Genomic DNA, 19684 nt, shown 5'->3' on the forward strand with positions numbered 1-19684 from the left:
GCACTAAAACCATGTCTATCATTAGTATACTATTGTTTTTTTTAGATCTTATTTACCAGTTCATATAAAAAAGATCACCTACATTCACATTCACTTTATAAAGTATGTTAAATAGGATAATTACCATAAGTCCGAAAATTTGCTTTGATACTGTTTTTCCTTCATTTGGAAGAAAAGAAATGGTACTCGTTTGTTTAAGTCTGAGTTGAAAACGGGAATAGCATGGCTAAATGAATAAAAAAACTTTGAATAGGAGCGGATAAATATGAATGAAATAATGAAAGGTATCATCGACCGCTTTGAAGGAGAGTATGGAATCGTCACAATTAATAGCGAAGCGGAAGGCTTCCCAATCAATCTTTTTCCGCTTGAATCAAAGCCGGGCGATGTCGTCGAAATTGACGGAACGATCATAACGGTAATGGAGGATGAGACGGAAAGACTGCGCCTCGAAATGGAAGATATCATGGACGACGTCTTGTAGGAAATCTACACGGCAATGTTATTTCTAAGATTCTGATGGGAGAGAGATACGAAGCTGAAGATATGACTGATTTAGTCCGTATCATTTAATTCAAACAATAGATTAACAGAATTCTGGATGAAAAATAAAACCGTACCGGCACAGAAAAAATAGGATACTAAAGAAGGAGGCCTAGCTTGGCCTCCTTCTTTAGTATCAAATCTTAAAAGTATGGATCGTTGATTTCATGTCACCGGCCAATTTTGCAAGTGATTTTGAAAATGCGCTCATTTCTTCCATGGATGCAACCTGTTGTTCTGTTGCAGCCAACACGCTTTGTGTGGCGGATGCAGATTCAGCGGCAACATTGGAGATGTTATCCATTGAGCCCACTGCCAATTTCGTTCCTGCTGCCATTTCCTGAATAGCCGCTGAAACTTGTTCTATCTGACTTGAAACAGAGTTGATGGAAAGCTGGATTTGAGTAAATGAATTACCCGCTCCGGTCATGACTCCAATTCCTTCTGTTACTCCGCTTTTTACTGATTCCATCGTTTCGACAACCTGTTGTGTATCATTCTGTATCTGTGTAATGATTTCCCCAATTTGCTGTGTAGCATTGCCTGATTGCTCAGCCAGTGTACGTACTTCGTTGGCAACAACAGCAAACCCTTTACCCTGCTCCCCTGCCCGAGCCGCCTCAATGGCTGCATTTAAGGCAAGCAAGTTGGTCTGAGCGGCAATTTGCGTTATGACATCGACTATTTTGCCAATTTCATCAGATCGCTCTCCAAGGCCTTTCACAACTCTTGAAAGCTCGTTAACATTGGTATGAATCGAATTCATCTGCCTGCCGGCCAGTTGAATGGAATTCGTTCCTGCATTAGCCTTCTCTAACGATTCGTTAATGCTCTCCGTCACTGTTAATGCGCTAGAAGCAACCTGTGAAAGGCCTGCGGACATTTGATAAATAACAGAAGATGTTTGACTGACCCCCTGAACTTGGCTTTCAGCACCTTGTGCCATTTCTTCAATCGTATTGGAAATATGGTCAGTAGCCTTGGTTGTTTGATCCGCTCCCTGCGATAGCTGGGCCGAGTAGTCATTAATTTCGTTCGAGGCTTTCTGAACATTACGAAGAACATGGCTCCACGCCCCGACAGCACGATTGACGCTTGTTGCCACTGACTTCAATTCGCCTAAATTTTCATCACTCAAACTTTTTTGCATATTACCGTCTGCAATTGTTTCTAAATACTCGTTAATCGACTCTATCGGTTTGATAAATCTTTTGTGATTCAAGACCGATGAAAGAACGCCGACAACGGCACCCATAATGGTTGTAGACATGATGGTGATCCAAAAGTGCCAGCCCTGTATGCCATTAAATAAATTAATGAACAAGCCGATTAGCGCCGTCGCTGGTATTACCACAGCACTTGTCCTGATAATATACTTTAACAGACTCATACCACTTCCCCCTTCTGTATTATAACAGACCTACTAGGTAATTTATATCATATATGACAAAAAATTTCCAGTACTTTTTTCACAGGAAGGGGGATGTGTAAGAGAAAAGACTGGTTCTATTATATTAGAAGATGTCGTAATGACTGCTAGATTTTCTGAATACTTTCTTTTTCTTCTCCTCTGACAGTTTGATAGCTGACACCTATAAATAAACAGGATAAGACAGCTAATATAAGCAAGCTGCTAATCAACCCGATGACACCAAACCAGCCGTATTGTTGTAAAAATACTCCTCCAAATGCCCCAATAAGGCTTGAGCCTGCATAATAGAATAATAGATAAAGCGACGATGCCTGAGCTTTTTCACTTTTATGGGCAAACAATCCGACCCAGCTGCTTGCGATCGAATGTGCCCCAAAAAAACCAAACGTAAACATGGCGAGCCCTGCAATTTTCACAAACAGAGGATCACACATCGTTAACAGCGCACCGATTCCCATCAGAAGAATTCCGGATAAAGTAACCTTTGTCCGGTTCATCCGGTCTGCGAGTTTTCCCATCCATGCTGAGCTGAATGTTCCAACTAGATAGATGATAAAAATAAAGCTTAGCAACGTCTGCGATAAATTGTATGGATCCTTCATCAAGGGAATTCCGATATAATTATAGACGGTGACAAAGGATCCCATCAGTAAGAACCCAAGTATATACAACAGGATGAGCCCCCTGTTTTTAATAGTATGAGAAATAGATGTTTTCAATCTACGGATGGATATGTTGCTTCGGCGATTCTGATGTTTCGATTCCGGCAACAAAAACCAAAACAAAACGCTAATACCTAAACTCAGAAATCCGAGGCACCCTATTGCCACATTCCATGTGAAATAGTCAGAAATTGTACCTACCAGCAACCGACCAGCCAGACCTCCAATGCTTGAACCACTCACATAAATTCCAATCACGTACCCTAAATTCTTCGGATTGAATTCTTCATTAATATAAGCCATCGCAATGGATGGGAACCCTGCTAATACCGCTCCCTGCAATGCTCTTAGAATCAGAAGCAAATATAATTCTTCTGTGAATCCGACGCAAATAGATAGAGTTGCCGAAAGCACCAAGGAAGCAGCCATGATCCGCTTCCGGTCAATATTATCAGACAAAAACGAGAGAATCAGCAGACAAACAGCCAGAGTTCCCGTAGCCACGGATAGCGTCAAGCTTGCAGCTGCCGGGGTCACATTATATTGCTCAGTAATAATAGGAATAACGGGCTGGGTGCTATATAAATCAGCAAATGTTACAAAACTGCCTAAAAACAAGGCAATAATCGTTCTTCTATATGACTTGCCTGCCGGCTCAATATATTCCATTACATCTCAGACCTTTCTTTTTACTCAGGTATTATTCATGTTAATACGATTGCGCCTGCCTGTCTAATAGTGGATTAAAAGATTAATATAAAAATCTCCCTTCACCGAAATGAAAGGAGCGTTTGTAAGCATTATATTTTTTTTACTGTTCTTTTCGTCAACAGCCAATAAACAGGAAGGCCGATGATGGTGATGGCAATGGAAAAGAACGCATCCATAGGTGTATCGATTAATGTACAAACGACTATATATACCGCCCCTAATATCGCTACGATTGGGGTGAATGGATAAAGCGGCACTTTGTATGTGTCTGTTTCTTGCTTTTGTTTCCTTAAAATAAACACGGCAAAGAAAGCCATGCCATAAAAGGAGAACACGCTGAAAATCGCTATGTTCGACAGTCTGTCAGGATTAGCGACAAGCATCATTAAGATGGCCATAATCAGTTGAAAGACTGTCGCATTCAAAGGCGTCTTAAAGGTCGGGTGAACGCTTGATAACGTCTTTGCGGCTGGAAGGAGATTGCTCTCTGCCATCGCAAACGGAATTCGTGGAAAGGTCATTATTTTACCGTTCAAGCATCCGAAAATCGAGATTAGAATTCCAATCGTGATTAATTTACCGCCAAAGTCGCCGAATAGTATCGTTGCTGCTACATTCGCTGCATTCGGGCCTAATTCAACAATTTGAGCGGCAGGAAGCACGTGCAGCAAAGCAATGTTCACGGACAGGTAAGCAACGATTACAATTACGATGCCAGTAATGATCGCCCGTGGCATCGTTTTCGCCGGATTTTTCATTTCACCGGCCATGAACCCGACATTCATCCAGCCGTCATAAGCCCAAAGTGTGGCAAGAATTGCTGCACCCATGCTGATAGTCTGTGAAGTGCTGCCGCTGTCAATATTCAAAATTGGCATTTCACCCTTAATCATGCCGAAAAGAGCTATGGCAATAATCGGAATCAGCTTTCCAACCGTGGAAATATTCTGGATGAACCCTCCATATCGGGTTCCTAAGATATTCATCCCACCCAAAAATAAAACGGTTAAAATCCCAATAATCTTAATGCTATCATTTGAATAACCGAAGAATCCCGCTAGCAGGGTTCCGAAATACAGGCCTAACGCGCCCATGACGGCGGGACCATATATAAACGTCTGTACCCAGCCGCATAAAAAACCCCATAGTCTTCCGTAGACCTCTTCAAGATAAGCATAAAGCCCTCCTGTCTTTGGAATCTTCACACTGATTTCAGCAATCGTTAAACCGCTTGCCAAAGTAATGAGTCCTCCTATGAGCCATGCCAGCAAGGCATTTGTTGAATTACCGCTCTGGGAGAGGACAATTCCCGGTTTCATAAAGATCCCCGAACCAATTACCGTACCAATCACGATAGATGTCGCAACAACAAATCCGATGTTTTTCTTTAATTGGTCTTTTCCCACTGTCCTTCCTCCCCGTACAAGTGTGTAGATTTTCTTGCAATTATATCATAAATATTATTTGGATATAATTTTTAGAAAAATTAATCTATTTTTGGAACATTAAAAATATGAATATTCAAGTAATAAAATTATTCAAAAATAACAAAAGGTAGTCCTTAAGAAGACTTTCCTCTTCTTTCAGGACTACCCTATTTAATTCAAATTGCTGTGTTTTCGAGAATAGACCATATAAACCATAAAACCGAATGCAAGCCAAATTACAAATGCGACCCAAGTCATTCCCGGAAGGCTTAAAGATAAGTATATACAAAGCAGTGCGCTAATAGCAGGCAGTACCGGAACAAATGGCACGCGGAAGGTTGCCTTAATTTCAGGATGCTTCTTGCGCAAGACGATAATGGCTATGGAAATCAATGTAAACGCTGCAAGTGTTCCCATATTCACAAGGTGTGCCAATGTTGTTAAATCAACAAATCCGGCAATACCTGCGGCAACAAAGCCTGTCAGCCAGGTGTTGAAAAAAGGTGTTTTATACTTCTTATGAACAGTAGCCATTTTTTTAGGCAATAATCCGTCACGGCTCATCGCATATGTTAATCGAACCTGTGCGTAGATTAAAGCTAGTATTACCGTAGTAATTCCGGCAACTGCCCCAACCGAAATAATTCCGGCGATAGAATCCTGTCCTACGAGTCTAAGTGCCAGGGCAACTGGATCTCCTACATTTAGCTGTTGATAAGGAACCATCCCTGTTAACACAAGCGAGACACCAATATATAAGACCGTACAGATTAAAAGGGAACTAATGATTCCGATCGGCATGTTTCGCTTCGGTGACTTCACTTCCTCAGACGCTGTCGCGATCACATCAAATCCGATATAAGCAAAAAATACGGTGGCGGCACCTGTTACGATTCCATCAAAACCAAATGGAGCAAAGGGTGTCCAGTTTTCAGGCTGCACATACCCAATTCCTACCACAATGAACAGCAAAATAATCGCCAGCTTTACGAACACCATTACATTATTAAAACGAGTGCTCTCTTTCACTCCCCGGCTGACAAGAGCCGTAATTAGAAGGATGATCAGCATCGCTGGAAGGTTCATAATGCCACCTTTGTTGGTGCCGGGTGCTGAAGAAAGAATTTCCGGAATATGCAGGCCGAAACCTGAGATAAGAGATTGAAAATAGGCCGACCAGCCAGTCGCAACAGCGGCGATTGCCAGCACATATTCCAGCATTAAATCCCAGCCGATCAGAAAAGCAAAAAGTTCTCCAAGTGTAGCATACGTATAGGTATATACACTTCCGGATACAGGAACTGCCGAAGAAAACTCAGCGTAACAAAAAGCAGCCAACGCACAAGCGATACCGGCAATAATAAAGGAAATAACAATGGACGGTCCAGTGCTCTCAGCCGCAACCACGCCGGTGACGACAAAAATCCCTGTCCCGATTACACAGCCAACCCCAAGAAAAATTAAATCGAGTAAACTGAGCGAACGGTTAAGTTCGTTCTTACGGCTATTCGCCATTAAATCACTTATTGATTTCTTTCGAAAAACATTGTTCATGTATATCCCCCAGCTCGTCTATCTAAGAAGTTATCTAAATATTCATCGTTTTGTAGTATATGGACGATTACTGTTGAAGTCAAGTAGTTTACCTGTCCCAAAGCAAGCTTTTTCAATATAGTTTTTAAGGGAATCCTTATAAATCAATCGAGTAAGCGTTTTATTATTTTTTATCCTTTCCTAATTGTACTAAAAAAATTTAATAGTTTCCTGAAATAATTTTGCGCATAAATCAGCTTAATAGGAAAAATGCATTGCCGCAGGAAATCCGGCAATGCATTTAAGCTTTTTATACAGCAACCATAAACAAAATAATCGCTAATACGATTCGATAAATCGCAAAAGGGGTCAGTTTGATTGTATCGATAAGCTTCAAGAAAAAGCGGATGAAGATTAATGCAAAAACGAATGCACTGATGAATCCGGCAACAAAAAACGGCAAATCCTCCAGAGAGAAGTAACTCCAGTATTTAACTAACTTTAAAAGAGTTGCCCCGGCCATAATCGGTACAGCCATAATAAATGTAAAGTCTGAAGCAGCACGGTGACTCATTCCAAGTAAAACACCACCGGAAATCGTTGAGCCTGAACGGGAAAAGCCGGGCCATAACGCTAAACATTGAATTAACCCTACACCTAACGCCTGTTTATATGTAATTTTATCGACTGTGTCCGCCTTTACCTTAGGCTGAAATCTATCTGCCGCAAGCATTAGGAAAGCACCAAGCAATAATCCTACAGCTACGGTCTTAGTTGTAAATAGATTATCATCAATATAGTCTTCAAATAAAACACCCAATACACCCGCAGGTATCAGTCCGACAAGTACTTGCAAAAGGTTGAGTTTCTTTCCGGGTTCACCTGATTCAGACTGTATTTTTTTAATACCAAGCAGATCCATAAATCGGCTCCAAAATACTACCACAACAGCTAATATAGAACCCAATTGGATAACTACTTTAAAAGCATTGGCCACTTTGCTACCAAAAATCTCTTTCGATTGAAACCAAAGGTCATCCACGATTATCATATGGCCGGTAGAGGAGACAGGAGCAAACTCAGTCAGCCCTTCCACTAGTCCAAGAACAATTGCAACAAAAATTTCCCAGATATTAATTACTGCCACCTCATTTAATCCTTTTATTCATAATTTCGATTGTACCCCGCTTGCTGAAAATTGTCTAATGAATGTTACGATTTTTGCAGTGCTTAGCGGAAAGTAAAGAAAACACTCCAGTGACGAGTCTTAAGGCGAAGATTATCCGTAGTTGTACTGATGATTATTACTCATGTATCTCTCAGCGGAAACATATAATGGCTGTAGCGTTCTTCTAGATCACTATCCGCTAATAAGGAGGGAAGATACTTGCACATTCACGTAGTTAATCAAAATGAGACTTTAAATATCATTGCCCAATCCTACAATGTAAGTGTTGATGAACTCATTAGAACGAATGAAATCCCTAATCCGAACGACCTTGTAGTTGGGCAAACAATCGTCATTCCCATCGCCGGCAGCTATTATTATGTTCAGCCAGGAGACAGTCTTTGGTCCATCTCACAAAGAGTAGGTGTTCCATATCAGGAGCTTGCAAGAATTAATGGAATTTCGGTTAATCAAACACTAAACGTAGGCCAAAGACTTTATATTCCGCCAAGGCCAAAGACTGATGCTGAATTCAATGCATATGTGGAGCCGAGGGGCACCTCAGTCAGTCCCGCTCTCGAAAACGAAACCAGGAGAGTAGCACAATATCTCACTTACTTAGCTCCATTCAGTTTTCAGGCGTTGCGTGATGGATCATTAAGAGAACCGCCGCTAAACGCCTTACCGACTATTGCAAGAGAAAATAATGTCGTATTGATGATGGTCATTACCAATCTGGAAAATGGCGCATTCAGTGAAGAACTTGGGCAAATTTTGCTCAATAATCAGGAGATCCAAACCCGGTTCCTCGATAATATTGTAAGGGTCGCCAATCGATATGGCTTTGGCGATATTCATTTTGATTTTGAATATCTGCGGCCAGAGGACCGGGAAGCATATAACCAATTTTTGCGCAGGGCAAAGGCAAGGTTCAATGAACAAGGATGGCTATTATCAACAGCCTTAGCCCCGAAGACGAGTGCGACCCAGCAAGGTCGTTGGTACGAGGCCCATGACTACCGGGCCCATGGAGAAATCGCTGATTTGGTCATCCTTATGACCTATGAGTGGGGCTACAGCGGCGGCCCGGCAATGGCTGTATCACCAATCGGTCCGGTCAGAAGGGTCGTTGAATACGCGATTTCGGAGATGCCTTCCTCTAAAGTCATGATGGGTCAGAATTTATACGGATATGATTGGACCCTTCCATTTGTCCAGGGATCAACTGCCAGGGCCGTGAGCCCGCAGCAGGCCATTGAAATCGCCGCCCGTTATAATGTAAGTATTCTCTACGATTATAATGCCCAGGCACCTCATTTTAACTATACCGATGAAAATGGGAGAAGGCATGAGGTTTGGTTTGAGGATGCGCGTTCGATCCAAGCTAAATTTGATTTGGTTAAAGAATTGAATCTGCGTGGTATGAGTTATTGGAAGCTCGGTTTATCTTTCCCGCAAAACTGGCTGCTCATATCGGATAATTTTAATGTTAGAAAACGCACATAAGTACAGAGCGGACTCAGGCTGATGAGTCACGCTCTTTTTTAAGGCTTTTGTTGATATGAGACCGCATCTTTTTGTCCATAATGATATGGATGGGAGAGATGAAGAATGCTGAGGATCAGACATATAAGCGGAAATTTCCCTCGTTTACCGAGATTAACGAGGTTGTTACTTATAATCATCATAGTGTTCATTTGTTTCGGCCTGCTTATACATTTAGTAGAGCCTGAAACTTTCGGAACTGTTTATGATGGAATCTGGTGGGCCGTCGTGACCATTTCTACGGTCGGTTATGGTGATTTCGCCCCATCAACAGCCGTAGGGAAAGCCATAGGCATTATATTAATTCTATCCGGCGCTGGACTGGTTTCTTCTTATTTCGCTTCGATAGCTGCGGTTGCCGTTTCATCGGAACATCTTTATATGGAAGGGAAAAAGCTTTTTACAAAGGACAGGCATATCATTATCGTCGGCTGGAATGAACGGTCGAAAGAAATCATCAGAGAAATGGGAATCCTACAGCCCCATATCTCTATCGTCCTAATTGATGAATCCATACAAAAGCATCCCCTCCCAAAGAAAAACGTCCATTTTATCCGTGGAAAAGCTACGATTGACGAGGTCCTGGTCATGTCCAATATAAAAAAAGCAGAGAAAGTACTCATTACTGCTGATCTGAAGCGGGATGAATCTCAAGCTGATATGTTTTCCATTTTAGCACTGCTCGCCGTGAAGGGGGCCAAGCCTGATATATTTTGCCTGGTCGAGATCCTGACAAGAGAACAAATCGCAAATGCCTTCAGGGCAGGTGCGGACGGGATCATTGAAACGAATCGTTTTGCTAGTGAGTTAATGGTTAAAAGTTTGATTGATAGAATCGTGCCTGAATTTAATGAAGAAGAACATGTTAGGGAACAAGACAGTAAAATTGAATTCAAGTCCATCCCTGCAGAGCATGAATGGCAAGGACTTACTTATCGGGAATTGAATCATATCTTAATTGATGAAGGCAGACTTGCGGCAGGCATAGAAAGAGAAGGCCAGAGATTAATTAAGCCTTCTCTGGATTCCAGAATTCAAGAAGGTGACAGTTTGTTAATCATTGATAATTACGATTGATCGAGAAGATTCTTCTCCAAATCATGAACTAAAGCTTTTCCCAAACCAATATAATTTTCCGGGAACTCGGCATCCGGGTTTTTTGGTTCCTGAAATTGATTGAAAGAAGCGGTGAGATTCCCGATATTACCTTCGTCATCAACATCATCCTGATATTGATGGTCAAGGAGAAATGGTTTTTGCAGCTGAACTGTCGCCCCACCTGCATCCAATTGTCCATCCACAGCCCTAAATGGAACCCGCAGGAATTGATAGCCGTCATCATCATCAATTTTATAGTCAAAATACCCATGGTCATAATCCCAATTCCCAGAAATGACATAACCCATCGGCTTCATTTTGGATTCCAGTTCATATAAAACAAACGTTTTTCCTTCCAGCCGGGAAGCAACCTCAATCATCCTTAAAACCCCTTTGTGCGCTTTTGATTAGTTTTGCCAATGGACAAGAAATCATTCTAACTAGAAAAGCGTAAGCGCCCTGTAAAAGGAACATCGACTAAGACCTGCCACATCGTTATGTCTTACGTCGATGCCAGCCCCTTTTAAAAAGCAAGAACGACTAACACCGACACGTCCTGTACGTCGTAGCTAGAACTAGTCAAAGTTAAAAAACATACTCTTACTTATAATAAAAAACCTTACTGTACTTGAACTGTACCCCGAATAAAGGACACTTAAAAAGTCCCTTATTCGGGTTTTTGCGTTCTTATCGATAAATTCTTCCGTTTGGAATCAAATCAAAGGAAATAGCGGGAGCTTACATGAGCACGTTTGAGCAGGTTGAGAAACCCTCGGTAATAATCGCTATATATAAATTTATACGATTTTTAACTTTGGAGAACAATAAAAAACGAATCATTGTTCGCTGAAAACAAGGAGGAAGACACCGTGGCGTTTAACAATTACTCGCAAATTGCAGAAAAAGCAGTCGAAGCCGGTGTAACAAAAGCATCTTTACCGCTTTTAAGCATGCTGGTTCTTGGTTTTTTGGGCGGGGCCTATATTTCATTAGGTTATTTATTGGATATAAGAGTGGTTGCGGGGCTGCCCGAGGAATGGGGAACATTGAGTTCATTTATTGGAGCTGCTGTCTTCCCTTTAGGATTGGTACTGATTATCGTTGGCGGCGGAGAACTTTTAACAGGCAACATGATGGCTGTGTCTATAGCTGCACTACATAAACATGTTTCGATCTCCAAACTGATAAAAAACTGGTTCTGGATAACAATCGCCAATTTTGTAGGAGCTATTTTTATTGCTTACTTTTTTGGTCATATCGTCGGTTTAACTGAAGCTGAGCCATACTTGCATACGACGGTTGCAACTGCCCAAGCTAAGCTGGATTCAACCTTCATTCAAAGCCTAGTCTCTGCAATCGGCTGTAACTGGCTTGTCGGAATGGCTGTATGGATGGCGTACGGAGCTGAAGATATCGGCGGAAAAATATTGGCGATATTCTTCCCGATCATGGGCTTTGTGGCGATAGGCTTCCAGCACGTAGTCGCTAATATGTTTATCATACCGGCAGCGATATTCGCAGGACATTTTACTTGGATAGACTTTTTAACGAATTTTGTTCCTGTATTTATCGGCAATGCCATTGGCGGTACGGTATTTGTTTCATTGGTATACTGGATTTCTTATTTGAGACTTACCCATAATAAGCACTAGACGATTATCCTTCTAAGTATAAAAAGAGCCCAAAAATCATTGACCTAACAAGTCCTGTTAAGTTAATCATTTTTGGGCATTTCCCCTTGAAACCTTTGCAGTTAGATATAATGACCACCGGTTATATTTATAGTCACGTATAGAGTATGGCGAATCAATCATAAATAAATTTTCGGAGTACTCAGCCGGCTAACCTTTCTTAGCAAGAAATATGGTCATCCGGTTTTTGTACTCCTTATATAGATGGTTATTTTGTACGATTATTCTTTATTTCAAGCGTTTTTCAAGCTCTGCTTTTTTCTCTTCAAATCCAGGTTTTCCTAAAAGCGCGAACATATTTACTTTATAGGCTTCCACACCGGGCTGGTCAAATGGATTGACTCCCAGTAAGTATCCGCTCATGGCGCATGCTTTCTCGAAGAAATAAACAAGATAGCCAAATGTATAAGCATCAAGTGCCGGAATGCTGACAATAAGGTTTGGAACCCCTCCGTCAGTATGGGCAAGCAATGTGCCTTCAAATGCTTTATTATTTACAAAATCGACTGATTGTCCGGCAAGATAGTTCAAGCCGTCCAAATCATTGCTTTCTTCTTCGATTGTTAATTCATGGCGGGCCTTCTCAACCTTAATGACGGTTTCGAACAAATCCCGGCGGCCTTCCTGAACATATTGTCCTAATGAATGCAGATCCGTCGAAAAGTTTGCGGAAGACGGAAAAATGCCTTTCTGGTCTTTTCCTTCACTTTCTCCGAAAAGCTGTTTCCACCACTCGGAAAAGTATTGCAGTCCCGGTTCAAAGTTAATCAGCATTTCAATCGTTTTGCCTTTATTGTACAAAAGGTTGCGAACCGCCGCATATTGATAGGCAGGGTTGTCAATCAGTTCGGATTTACTGAAATCCTCTCTAGCTTCTGCTGCGCCTTTCATCATTGCTTCGATGTCTGCTCCGCTTGCTGCTATCGGCAACAGGCCTACCGCTGTTAAAACGGAATAGCGTCCGCCGACATCATCAGGAATCACAAACGTCTCATAGCCTTCTTCTGTTGCAAGCGTCTTTAAGGCTCCCTTTGCTCTATCAGTAGTGGCATAAATGCGTTTACGCGCTTCAGCGGTGCCATATTTCTCTTCTAGAAGCTTACGGAAAATCCGGAACGCAAGGGCAGGCTCAGTCGTTGTACCGGATTTGGAAATCACATTAACGGAGAAGTCTTTGCCCTCAAGTAAATCCATTAGATCTTTCATATAGGTGGAGCTGATGTTATTTCCTGCGAACAATACTTGCGGCGTTTTTCTTTTTTCTTTTGGCAAAGCATTGTAAAAGCTATGCTGAAGCATTTCAACCGCCGCGCGAGCGCCTAAATAAGAGCCTCCGATTCCAATGACCACCAAAATATCCGAGTCACTTTGAATCTTGGCAGCAGATTTTTGAATACGGGAAAATTCTTCTTTATCGTAATCAACCGGCAGGTCGATCCATCCAAGGAAGTCATTTCCCGCTCCTGTTTGTTCATGTAGGGAATGATGCGCTACCTTCACCGCATCCTGTAAGTATGTAATTTCATGCTCTCCAAAAAAAGATAATGCTTTTGAATAATCGAAACGTACATGTGTCATGTTAGTTCCTCCATCTTCTAAAGAATTCACCTTCACTTTACCGAAAGCTTGCATGATAATCAAGGAAACCTCCCTTGCGTAATCGCAACCAAACGGACATTTAACAAAAGTTTCATAAAAAACCTGGAATTCGGCGATTTTCTCCCGCATTCCAGGTGCATTTTTAAACTAAATCAATCTTAGAGGGAGGCCCTTAAAATCGCCAGCACATCTTCTCGGTTCAATTTTTTGAAGTTGCCGAATTCACCGTTCACAACTGCCTTATCTGCCATTGTTTCCACTTGGGAATCATCGATATCATAATCGGCTAGTTTGACTGGAGCACCCAGGCTGCTCCAGAACTCGCGGAGCTTTTCAATGCCTTCAAGAGCCGTTTCTTCATCAGTCTTTCCTTCCGGATTTACATTAAAGACACGTACGGCCAACTGTTTAAATCGCCCGACATCTTCGGACATAACATGCTTCATCCAATTCGGGAACAGAATCGCAAGTCCTCCGGCATGTGGGATATCATAGACGGCTGAAACAGAATGCTCAATGTTATGAGTGGCCCAGTCTCCGCGGTAGCCAACTTGCAGATAACCGTTTAAAGCGATGGTTCCTGAATAAAGAATCGTTTCACGGTGCTCATAGTTCTCCAAATCTTCCAATAGTTTAGGGGCCGTTTCCATTACAGTAATCAAAAGCGACTCACAGAAACGGTCCTGCAGGGGCGCGTGAGTAGGCTGATGAAAATATTGTTCAAGTACATGGCTCATCATATCCACGATACCGTATACCGTTTGATTTGTTGGTACGGTAAATGTATGGACCGGATCCAGGATTGAAAATTGAGGGAATGTCAACGGACTACCCCAACCGTATTTTTCTTTAGTTTCCCAGTTAGTAATTACAGAGCCGGAATTCATTTCAGATCCTGTTGCTGCAAGCGTCAGTACTGTTCCAAATGGTAAAGCTGCCTTTACCTGCGCTTTTTTAATGACAAGGTCCCAGGCATCCCCATCATATTTTGCGCCTGCGGCAATTGCTTTCGTACAATCGATGACACTTCCACCGCCGACCGCAAGGATGAAGTCAATGTCCTCCGTCTTACAAATCTCAACACCTTTACGGACTGTTGAAATGCGGGGATTTGGTTCGACTCCAGGCAGTTCGTGAATTTCGGCTTCTATTTCTCGCAGCTGGCTGATTACCTGATCATAAAGGCCGCTCTTTTTAATGCTGCCTCCACCGTAAACAAGCAGCACCTTCTTGCCGTACGAAGGGATTTCCTTCTTCAGTTGATCCACTTGCCCTTTGCCAAAGATTAATTTTGTAGGATTTTTATATGTGAAATTCTCCATATCACTACCTCCTTTTTTTCATTATGACCTAACTCCATGTATTATTTCAAAAAATGTGATTAAACATTTTAAGAAAAACCTGCATATTTTCAGAACATGAATAGCACCATATTACTTGAACTATCTATTTTAAGGAGGAAATACAATGAGTGGCATTCAAAGAACTGCACTTGTGCTTACAATTATCGGAGCGATTAACTGGGGGCTTATTGGATTTTTCCAATTCGATTTAGTCGCTGCTATTTTTGGCGGACAAGACTCAGCGCTTGCCCGTATCGTCTATGGTTTGGTTGGAATTGCCGGCTTGGTGAATTTGGCTTTGCTATTCAAGCCTAGTGAAGAACGCGTAAAAGAAGCTATAGCCAAACCAGTTAAATAAAGAAAACTCGTCGATTGACAAGCCATAAGGCGGAGATTAGACGTAGTTGCGCTTATACAGAAAGGAAAATTTATACTTTCCTTTTTGCATAAGAAAAAATAGCCGGTGAAATACCGGCTATTTTTATGCCTTACTTAAAAAGATGTCTATTTATGATAGAACCTTTTGAATGCGCTCGATTGCCCAGTCAATTTCTTCCTTCGTAATGACTAACGGCGGGGCGAAACGAATGACCGTTTCATGGGTCTCCTTACAGAGCAACTCCTCTTCTTTTAATGCCTCGCAATACTTGCGTGCCGGCTCTCTTAGCTCGACCCCGATAAATAAGCCGCGGCCGCGCACTTCCTTAATGTTTGGATTTTTGATTTCCTTAAGCTTGCTCATAAAGTATTCCCCAAGCTCAAGCGAACGCTCGGCCAGCTTTTCATCGACAAGCACATCAAGCGACGCAATTGAAACCGCACTGGCCATAGGATTTCCCCCAAAAGTAGACCCGTGGGAACCCGGGTTGAATACACCAAGAATATCCTTATTGGCAACAACACATGATATCGGGAAAACTCCTCCGCCCAATGCTTTGCCAAGGATATACATATCAGGGGTGACCCCTTCCCATTCGCAGGCGAACATTTTTCCGGAACGACCAAGTCCAGCTTGAATCTCATCGGCAATGAACAAAACATTGCTTTCTTTACAAAGTTCATACGCCGCTTTCAAATAGCCTTCCTCAGGAATTATAATACCCGCTTCTCCTTGGATAGGTTCAATCAGGAAAGCTGCCGTGTTTGGAGTGATCGCTGCCTTCAATGCTTCAAGGTCACCGTAAGGAATAAGCTTAATCCCTGGAAGCATTGGACCGAATCCGCGCTTGTATTCCTCGTCGGAAGAAAGCGAAACAGCGGTCATCGTACGCCCATGAAAGTTTCCGATACAAGCAATAATTTCCGCCTGATTATCAGCAACACCCTTTACATCATAAGCCCAGCGGCGTGCCGTTTTAACAGCCGTTTCTACGGCCTCGACTCCGGTATTCATCGGAAGTGCCATCTCTTTATCAGTCAGTTTGCAGATCTTTTCATACCACGGTCCGAGCTGATCGTTATGAAACGCACGTGAAGTCAGAGTGACCCTGTCGGCCTGATCCTTTAGTGCCTGAATAATTCTTGGGTGCCTATGTCCCTGATTGACTGCAGAATATGCACTAAGCATATCCATGTATTTATGGCCTTCGGGATCCTTGACCCATACTCCTTCGGCCTCGGATATAACAATCGGCAACGGATGATAGTTGCTAGCGCCATATTGTTCGGATTGTTGAATCAGTTTTTCAGACTTTGTTTCGATTGACATCATAATGCCTCCAATCATCTTTATACTTCCATTTTACAAGGTTAAAAAGAAATGTAAATTATGTACTTCGTTTCAATCAAAATATTCAATCATCTTCACTAAAAAAATAACCGGCCTAATGGGTTTGCCATCTTGGCCGGTCACTTTATTACTTTTTGATTAAATCCTCACGCTCAGACTGATCAATCCACTCTTGAAGCTTGTCCTTCAATGTGTTGAATCCTTCTCCATTATCATTTGCAGCAGCTTTTACAGCAGCCTGACGATGTTTCTTAGGAGACCGATTGGCTGGTGCCTCTGGACGTTCCGGAGCTTCTTCAGTAGCCCGGATGGATAATCCGATTTTGCCTGCAGCTTCATCAATAGAAAGAACCTTGACCTGCACTTCATCTCCTACTTTTAAGTGATCATTGATATCCTTTACATAACCGTGAGTAATTTCAGAAATATGCACTAAACCTTGTGTTGAATCGTCTAGAGCAACAAACGCACCGTACGGCTGAATCCCTGTTACTTTACCAGCAACAACGGTTCCAACTTCAAATTTTTCAGACATGGTAACACTCCTAAATAAATTATATTTTTCCACTTTTTCACACAATATAAAATTATATCATACATATTGGTTTTTATCAAAATTAGCTATCATCGTGGAACTTTCCAGTATAGATTTTGTCTTATTATTCCGATCGCGCAAAATTTCATCCTAAAACACGCGAAAAGAGGGAACAAATCCTTATAGGTTTGTTCCCTCTTTTCCAATCTTTTCAAACATATTTTGTTTATTAGAGACTTTTATTCATCCGCGAAGGAAGGAAAGGAGACTTTTTCATTTGCGTAGCCTTTTGGCAGCCTGAATCCATCCTTTTCGAGTTTTTCATATTCTTCTTCCACTTTCGCAGCAGTCTCTGTATCAGGATAAGACGTGCTCACACTCTTCCAGGCAGCTCGATCCCCGTTACTTAACATTCCTGCTACAACGGTAAGAGGGTAGTTATCCTTACCTCTAATAAAGGCCTCATAGTAAAAATGATAATCAGCTATTAAATCGTCCTTTAAAGCTTTCTCATTCGATTTAATAGCTTCCTCGTATTTCGCCAATACCTGTCCCAGTTCCTCCCTTGAGCCATTAAAACCTGATTCTGATTTGGGGTAGTTTTCTTTTAAACTAAGATAACTTTCTGCGGCCGCATTCAATTTTCCTTTTTCCGATTCACTTAAACCCTGATAATCAATCGTGATTGCAAGCCCCTCTCCCTCAAAGATGAACTTAAAGCCTTGTTCGACCACCCGCTGGCCAATCTCATCCAGGTCTTTATCTCCCGTTGGCTGGTTGGCATTTAATCGTTCTAAGGTCTCCTCCGTCAGGCTGACATTACCCAAATTCGCTATTTCATGAATTCGTGACAAATGCTTATCCTGGAAGATTTTAAGAAAGGTTTGCTGCTGTGCCAAATAAACATTTAGCAGGCGGTTATATTCCTTGCCTTCTGCTGAATTCATCTCCTCCTTGATTTCGGATGGTGTAATCAGTTTGGACTCGATTTCCATCCTCACCTCTTCAAGCGCTCTTGGCAGCTCATCCTCCGTAATTTGTTTATCTCCGATTCGCCGATCCGTTTCACGAACACGCAAATTGACCTCCATGGCGTACTTTGTGTTTTGGAAATCGCTCATCCCAATGATATTGCTCGTATTGCGCACCCGATGTTGATAATACTCCCTAAGTTCATCTACGCTCAAAATCGTGTAACGCTTTTCATTTTCTTTCGTTTCGCTGAACGGTTCTGTATTCTCGGTAAAAGAAGGATTTTCGTGATCACCTTGTCTTAAATCACCTAACAATTGCATCAGCAATATTCCTGAAATCATGCCAACCCCCAGTATACAAGCCACATAAGAAAAAGGGGTAAGACGGCGTCGTGGTTTTTTGACGTTCTTTTTGACCCCGGAGGCGATTTTATCAGGATTGGATTGTAAAGGAATCTCGGAATAGGCTTCTTTCAGGCTGTCAAGTTTTTCAACTAGTTGGTTATCATCCAATGCTTTCACCCTCTTTCTCCGCTGAAAGCTTCATTTGCTTCTTCAGCAGATTTTTCCCCCGCAGCAATCTTGTCTTCACCGTAGAAACATTGATCGTTAGAATGTCCGAAATCTCCTCATATTTTCGATCATGAAAGTAAAAAAGAATAATAGGTACACGATATTTCTCGTCAAGCTTCTGGATACATTCATGAAGCACCCGGTCTTCCTCACTCCTAAGCATGTGCTGCTCGGAATCCAGCGAATGGACCTGCCTTTCATTTTGCAATGAAAAGAGCTTCCTGATGTGACTTTGCTTTTTCCGTGAATAATCTCTTGTGACATTCAGCGTTATTTTGTAGAGCCACGTTGAAAATTTCGACCGTGAAAATTGATGGATGAATCTGTACACTCTAATAAAGACTTCCTGGGTGATATCCTCTATGTCATCGGCTTTATTGCCCATTTGATACGCAAATCTTTCAACAGTGGGGGAATAACAGCTAATCAGTTCGCTAAATGCCTGCATATCGCCGTTTTGCGCTCTGGATATGAGTTCTTCTTCAGTCAACTGGCTTTCCTCCTAACCTAACAAACTGCCTTACATCTATAAAACGACAGAACTTTCGTTTTTGTTTCATTGCTTTAAATAACATTTCCATTATATAGATTTGAAAATAGCAGTAAAATAAAATTTTATCATGATCACGAAATGTTCATTTTTTCCTCACTTTTCCATGGGAGATAAATGGTAAAATAAAAGTGAAAGATCATCTACATTTTTTCGAAAGGGTGTATGATCATGACAAACATTGGCAGAAATATCAAACTGCATCGTCAGCTTAGAAATCTGTCCCAGCAGGATCTTGCTTTTAAAGTATGTGTAGGAACAAAAACGATTGAAAAATATGAGTCAGGCGAGAAAATCCCTGATATGTTGACCGGACTCAAATTATCGACCGTTCTCGATGTCCCTGTTTCTGAAATCTTTGACCAACATGACAAAACAAACCCTTATGGAATGGATCATGAAATTGAATTACTCGTTAAACAATTAGGAACAAAGAAAGCAAAGCTCGCTTTGCGTAAGGCATTGGAATTTAGCGAGGAAGACTTTTTGCCGAATATGCAAATGCTTATGATGTATGAGGCTAACCATGCGAATAACTAAGACAAAAGTTCATTAAACCCAGATTCAAATC

The 19684-nt window shown here is 41.7% G+C and carries 18 protein-coding genes; 6 read left to right on the forward strand and 12 right to left on the reverse strand.

Going from position 1 to position 19684, the window contains the following annotated elements:
• Nucleotides 1-265: 265 nt before the first annotated feature.
• On the forward strand, nucleotides 266-484 hold the full coding sequence (locus tag LQ216_RS03990; protein ID WP_230126938.1) for a DUF3006 domain-containing protein: 219 nt from the start codon (nucleotides 266-268) through the stop codon (nucleotides 482-484).
• 195 nt (nucleotides 485-679) lie between these two features.
• Here LQ216_RS03990 and LQ216_RS03995 read toward each other — a convergent pair whose 3' ends face one another.
• The 5 genes from LQ216_RS03995 to LQ216_RS04015 all read right to left on the reverse strand — a co-directional run bounded on the left by LQ216_RS03995 (nucleotide 680) and on the right by LQ216_RS04015 (nucleotide 7446).
• Entirely contained in the window at nucleotides 680-1933 is a 1254-nt protein-coding gene (locus tag LQ216_RS03995) for a methyl-accepting chemotaxis protein (RefSeq protein WP_230126940.1), read from the reverse strand.
• A gap of 146 nt (nucleotides 1934-2079) precedes the next feature.
• On the reverse strand, nucleotides 2080-3306 hold the full coding sequence (locus LQ216_RS04000) for an MFS transporter (RefSeq protein ID WP_230126942.1): 1227 nt from the start codon (nucleotides 3304-3306) through the stop codon (nucleotides 2080-2082).
• Nucleotides 3307-3437: 131 nt separating this feature from the next.
• Entirely contained in the window at nucleotides 3438-4754 is a 1317-nt protein-coding gene (locus LQ216_RS04005; protein ID WP_230126944.1) for an amino acid permease, read from the reverse strand.
• Between the two features lie 192 nt (nucleotides 4755-4946).
• Complete coding sequence (locus tag LQ216_RS04010) at nucleotides 4947-6329, reverse strand: amino acid permease (RefSeq protein WP_230126946.1); 1383 nt, start codon at nucleotides 6327-6329, stop codon at nucleotides 4947-4949.
• A gap of 289 nt (nucleotides 6330-6618) precedes the next feature.
• The gene (locus LQ216_RS04015; protein ID WP_290369228.1) at nucleotides 6619-7446 is read right to left on the reverse strand and encodes an undecaprenyl-diphosphate phosphatase; all 828 of its coding nucleotides are present in this window, start codon (nucleotides 7444-7446) and stop codon (nucleotides 6619-6621) included.
• A gap of 249 nt (nucleotides 7447-7695) precedes the next feature.
• On the opposite strand from LQ216_RS04015, the gene LQ216_RS04020 reads away from it, so the two are divergent.
• Both LQ216_RS04020 and LQ216_RS04025 read left to right on the forward strand, forming a co-directional pair.
• Nucleotides 7696-8982: a glycoside hydrolase family 18 protein gene (locus LQ216_RS04020; protein ID WP_230126948.1), complete on the forward strand. Its 1287-nt coding sequence runs from the start codon at nucleotides 7696-7698 to the stop codon at nucleotides 8980-8982.
• A 105-nt stretch (nucleotides 8983-9087) separates the two neighbouring features.
• Nucleotides 9088-10098 carry a potassium channel family protein gene (locus LQ216_RS04025; RefSeq protein WP_230126951.1) on the forward strand — a complete coding sequence of 337 codons (1011 nt, stop codon included), beginning with the start codon at nucleotides 9088-9090 and terminating at the stop codon, nucleotides 10096-10098.
• Here the strand turns inward: LQ216_RS04025 and LQ216_RS04030 are convergent.
• Nucleotides 10089-10499: a YugN-like family protein gene (locus LQ216_RS04030; RefSeq protein WP_230126953.1), complete on the reverse strand. Its 411-nt coding sequence runs from the start codon at nucleotides 10497-10499 to the stop codon at nucleotides 10089-10091. The genes LQ216_RS04025 and LQ216_RS04030 overlap by 10 nt on opposite strands.
• Nucleotides 10500-10988: 489 nt before the next feature.
• On the opposite strand from LQ216_RS04030, the gene LQ216_RS04035 reads away from it, so the two are divergent.
• Nucleotides 10989-11771 carry a formate/nitrite transporter family protein gene (locus LQ216_RS04035; RefSeq protein WP_230126955.1) on the forward strand — a complete coding sequence of 261 codons (783 nt, stop codon included), beginning with the start codon at nucleotides 10989-10991 and terminating at the stop codon, nucleotides 11769-11771.
• Nucleotides 11772-12038: 267 nt separating this feature from the next.
• Here the strand turns inward: LQ216_RS04035 and LQ216_RS04040 are convergent, their stop codons facing one another.
• Entirely contained in the window at nucleotides 12039-13388 is a 1350-nt protein-coding gene (locus LQ216_RS04040; protein WP_230127479.1) for a glucose-6-phosphate isomerase, read from the reverse strand.
• Nucleotides 13389-13567: 179 nt separating this feature from the next.
• Nucleotides 13568-14731, reverse strand: a complete 1164-nt coding sequence (locus LQ216_RS04045; RefSeq protein ID WP_230126957.1) for an iron-containing alcohol dehydrogenase — start codon at nucleotides 14729-14731, stop codon at nucleotides 13568-13570.
• A 145-nt stretch (nucleotides 14732-14876) separates the two neighbouring features.
• Between LQ216_RS04045 and LQ216_RS04050 the strand changes: the two genes are divergently transcribed.
• Nucleotides 14877-15110 carry a DUF378 domain-containing protein gene (locus LQ216_RS04050; protein WP_230126959.1) on the forward strand — a complete coding sequence of 78 codons (234 nt, stop codon included), beginning with the start codon at nucleotides 14877-14879 and terminating at the stop codon, nucleotides 15108-15110.
• Nucleotides 15111-15260: 150 nt separating this feature from the next.
• Here LQ216_RS04050 and LQ216_RS04055 read toward each other — a convergent pair whose 3' ends face one another.
• From LQ216_RS04055 to LQ216_RS04070, 4 genes are all read right to left on the reverse strand, one after another.
• Nucleotides 15261-16460, reverse strand: coding sequence for an ornithine--oxo-acid transaminase (locus LQ216_RS04055; RefSeq protein WP_230127481.1), 1200 nt, complete (start codon nucleotides 16458-16460; stop codon nucleotides 15261-15263).
• Between the two features lie 148 nt (nucleotides 16461-16608).
• Nucleotides 16609-17016: a S1 domain-containing post-transcriptional regulator GSP13 gene (gene yugI, locus LQ216_RS04060; RefSeq protein ID WP_230126961.1), complete on the reverse strand. Its 408-nt coding sequence runs from the start codon at nucleotides 17014-17016 to the stop codon at nucleotides 16609-16611.
• A gap of 239 nt (nucleotides 17017-17255) precedes the next feature.
• Nucleotides 17256-18512: a hypothetical protein gene (locus LQ216_RS04065; RefSeq protein ID WP_230126963.1), complete on the reverse strand. Its 1257-nt coding sequence runs from the start codon at nucleotides 18510-18512 to the stop codon at nucleotides 17256-17258.
• Complete coding sequence (locus tag LQ216_RS04070) at nucleotides 18496-19053, reverse strand: RNA polymerase sigma factor (RefSeq protein ID WP_230126965.1); 558 nt, start codon at nucleotides 19051-19053, stop codon at nucleotides 18496-18498. Before LQ216_RS04070 ends, LQ216_RS04065 begins: the two co-directional genes overlap by 17 nt.
• A 231-nt stretch (nucleotides 19054-19284) precedes the next feature.
• Here LQ216_RS04070 and LQ216_RS04075 point away from each other — a divergent pair, with 231 nt between their 5' ends.
• The gene (locus LQ216_RS04075; RefSeq protein ID WP_230126967.1) at nucleotides 19285-19653 is read left to right on the forward strand and encodes a helix-turn-helix transcriptional regulator; all 369 of its coding nucleotides are present in this window, start codon (nucleotides 19285-19287) and stop codon (nucleotides 19651-19653) included.
• The last annotated feature ends 31 nt before the right edge of the window (nucleotides 19654-19684 follow it).

Origin of the sequence: Bacillus sp. CECT 9360, assembly GCF_918741275.1 — a bacterium.
Taxonomy (GTDB): Bacteria; Bacillota; Bacilli; order Bacillales; family DSM-1321; genus Peribacillus.

What these genes read in the sequence shown, in the direction of transcription:
- LQ216_RS03990 (WP_230126938.1), top strand. Translation starts at nt 266, where the DNA reads ATGAATGAAATAATGAAAGGTATCATCGACCGCTTTGAAGGAGAGTAT.
- LQ216_RS03995 (WP_230126940.1), bottom strand. Translation starts at nt 1,933, where the DNA reads ATGAGTCTGTTAAAGTATATTATCAGGACAAGTGCTGTGGTAATACCA.
- LQ216_RS04000 (WP_230126942.1), bottom strand. Translation starts at nt 3,306, where the DNA reads ATGGAATATATTGAGCCGGCAGGCAAGTCATATAGAAGAACGATTATT.
- LQ216_RS04010 (WP_230126946.1), bottom strand. Translation starts at nt 6,329, where the DNA reads ATGAACAATGTTTTTCGAAAGAAATCAATAAGTGATTTAATGGCGAAT.
- LQ216_RS04025 (WP_230126951.1), top strand. Translation starts at nt 9,088, where the DNA reads ATGCTGAGGATCAGACATATAAGCGGAAATTTCCCTCGTTTACCGAGA.
- LQ216_RS04030 (WP_230126953.1), bottom strand. Translation starts at nt 10,499, where the DNA reads ATGATTGAGGTTGCTTCCCGGCTGGAAGGAAAAACGTTTGTTTTATAT.
- LQ216_RS04040 (WP_230127479.1), bottom strand. Translation starts at nt 13,388, where the DNA reads ATGACACATGTACGTTTCGATTATTCAAAAGCATTATCTTTTTTTGGA.
- LQ216_RS04045 (WP_230126957.1), bottom strand. Translation starts at nt 14,731, where the DNA reads ATGGAGAATTTCACATATAAAAATCCTACAAAATTAATCTTTGGCAAA.
- LQ216_RS04050 (WP_230126959.1), top strand. Translation starts at nt 14,877, where the DNA reads ATGAGTGGCATTCAAAGAACTGCACTTGTGCTTACAATTATCGGAGCG.
- LQ216_RS04055 (WP_230127481.1), bottom strand. Translation starts at nt 16,460, where the DNA reads ATGTCAATCGAAACAAAGTCTGAAAAACTGATTCAACAATCCGAACAA.
- yugI (WP_230126961.1), bottom strand. Translation starts at nt 17,016, where the DNA reads ATGTCTGAAAAATTTGAAGTTGGAACCGTTGTTGCTGGTAAAGTAACA.
- LQ216_RS04075 (WP_230126967.1), top strand. Translation starts at nt 19,285, where the DNA reads ATGACAAACATTGGCAGAAATATCAAACTGCATCGTCAGCTTAGAAAT.